Annotated in this window: 1 protein-coding gene and 1 pseudogene; both read left to right on the forward strand. The window is 62.5% G+C overall.

What is annotated here, in order from left to right; genetic code table 11:
* Positions 1–852 (forward strand): annotated as a pseudogene (istA, locus tag NKH12_RS30320) (IS21 family transposase); the annotation flags it as partial.
* On the forward strand, positions 849–1,721 hold the full coding sequence (istB, locus tag NKH12_RS30325; RefSeq protein ID WP_352956467.1) for an IS21-like element helper ATPase IstB: 873 nt from the start codon (positions 849–851) through the stop codon (positions 1,719–1,721). The pseudogene istA and the gene istB, both read left to right, overlap by 4 nt.
* Positions 1,722–1,781 lie beyond the last annotated feature (60 nt).

The following is a 1,781-nucleotide window of genomic DNA, read 5'->3' on the forward strand; positions in this document are numbered from 1 at the left end:
TGCCGATGAGCCGACCACGCCGAGAATCGTCTGGCTATTCTCCATGGTGCTTGGCTTCAGTCGCCTTATCTGGGCACGCTTCGTCGTCCACCAGGATCTGCCGACTGTCTTGCGCTGCCATGCTGGGGCTTTCGAGGCGCTGGGCGGCGCTCCTCGCGAAGTGCTTTACGACCGTACGGCTGTGATCGGCGAAGGCGATACCGGCGGCATCGTCTACAACCGTGCCCTCGTCGATCTTGCCCGCCACTATGGTTTCCATCCCAAGGCGTGTCGGCCTTACCGCGCCAAACGAAAGGCAAGGTCGAGCCGTTCCGCTACATTCGCGAGGACTTCTTCCTGGCCCGGTCCTTTCGCAACCTCGAAGACTTGAATGCGCAGTTGCGTCACTGGCTGGACACGGTCGCAAACCCGAGAGTTCACGCAACCACACGGCGTGTCGTCAACGAAGCTTTTGCCGAGGAGCGGGCAGCGCTCCGGCCGCTGCCGTTGGCTCCGTTCCGATCGGTCCTGAAGCTCGAGCGACGCATCAGCCGGGAGGGCATGGTTAGCGTTGGCGGCAATTTCTATAGCGTGCCCGACGCCACCAGGCGCCGTGTCGTCGAGGTGCACACTCTGGCCGAAGAGGTACGCATCTTCGAGGACGGCGCACTGCTTGCCATCCATCCCATTCTAGAAGGTCGGCACCAGCGTCATGTCGAGCCCGGGCATCGCAACATCCACGTCCACAAGCGCCGACAAAGACTGAGGAACGACGAGGTCATCCTTCATGGCTCAGGCGACAGGGTCGCTCAGCGCCCGTTGGCCTTCTACGATGCCGTCGCCCGGGTGATGGCGAAGGAGCAGCGTCCATGACGAATGCGCTCGATACCACGCCATCCACAATCGACCGGATCCGCCACGATCTCGTCGGCCTGAAGATGCCGCGGGCGCTCGAAGCGCTCGATCATGTCGTGCGCCGGCTCGAGCAAGGCGAGATCGCCGCCCTCGAAGCCATGGACATCCTCCTCTCGGAAGAGTTGACCCTGCGCGAGAACAGCCGGATCAAGACGGCACTGCGCATGGGGCGCCTGGCCACGATCAAGACCCTCGCCGGCTTCGACTTCTCTTTCCAGCCCTCGCTCGACCGCGATCGAATCTTCACGCTCGCCCAACTCGGCTTCGTCGCCCGCTGCGAGGTCGTCCACTTCCTCGGCCCGCCCGGCACAGGCAAGAGCCATCTGGCCATCGCACTTGCAGTCGAGGCTGTGAAGGCTGGAAAGAGCGTCTATTTCTGCACGCTCGCCGAACTCATCGCCGCACTGGCAAGGGCCGAACGCGAAGGCCGCCTGCAGGAACGCATCCGCTTCTTCTGCCGGCCTGCTCTGCTCGTTGTCGATGAGATCGGCTACTTGCCCGTCGTCCACGGTGGCCGCAATCTGTTCTTCCAACTCGTCAACGCCCGCTACGAGAAGGGCGCCATGATTCTCACCTCAAATCGCGGCTTCGCCGAATGGGGCGAGGTCTTCGGCGACCCTGTCGTCGCAACCGCACTTCTCGATCGCCTGCTTCACCATGCGGTCGTCGTCCAGATCGAAGGATCGAGTTATCGGCTCCGCCAGCACGCCGAGCTCATGCCCGAACACTTGCGATCAAAAGCCTCCATCACGCCGCCGACATTAAATCCACCATCGCGGCCGCGCGGCCGGCCACCGAAAAATGGACACCCCTCCGCGACAGCCTGAGCGGCGAAACTGGGGAATTTTACTTCGGCACTTTTGGGGAAAATTCGAGCGGCATTGACA

It is taken from the genome of Mesorhizobium sp. M1322, from assembly GCF_040318085.1.
Lineage (GTDB): Bacteria > Pseudomonadota > Alphaproteobacteria > Rhizobiales > Rhizobiaceae > Mesorhizobium.